Origin of the sequence: Paraburkholderia sp. BR10923 (assembly GCF_040948765.1) — a bacterium.
In the GTDB taxonomy this organism is placed as follows: domain Bacteria; phylum Pseudomonadota; class Gammaproteobacteria; order Burkholderiales; family Burkholderiaceae; genus Paraburkholderia; species Paraburkholderia youngii.
Genome location: NZ_JBFPKO010000183.1, coordinates 1 through 337, shown reverse-complemented (window position 1 = coordinate 337; position 337 = coordinate 1). Strand labels below are relative to the sequence as shown.

General features: G+C 69.1%; 1 protein-coding gene. It reads left to right on the top strand.

What is annotated here, in order from left to right:
- Positions 1-17 precede the first annotated feature (17 nt).
- A partial coding sequence (locus tag AB3X94_RS42025) for a hypothetical protein (protein ID WP_368614491.1) occupies positions 18-337 on the top strand: 320 nt, incomplete at its 3' end.

The window sequence follows — 337 nt, the reverse complement described above, 5'->3', positions numbered from 1 at the left end:
CCGCCGTGGCCGTGACCATGACCGCCATCACCGTCACCCTCGCCACCGTGGCCGTGGCCATGACCGCCATCACCGTCACCTTCGCCGCCATGGCCATGACCATGACCGCCATCACCGTCACCCTCGCCACCGTGACCATGTCCATGACCGCCATCACCGTCACCCTCGCCACCGTGGCCGTGGCCATGACCGCCATCGCCGTCACCCTCGCCGCCGTGGCCGTGACCATGACCGCCATCACCGTCACCCTCGCCACCGTGGCCGTGGCCATGACCGCCATCACCGTCACCTTCGCCGCCATGGCCATGACCATGACCGCCATCACCGTCACCCTCGC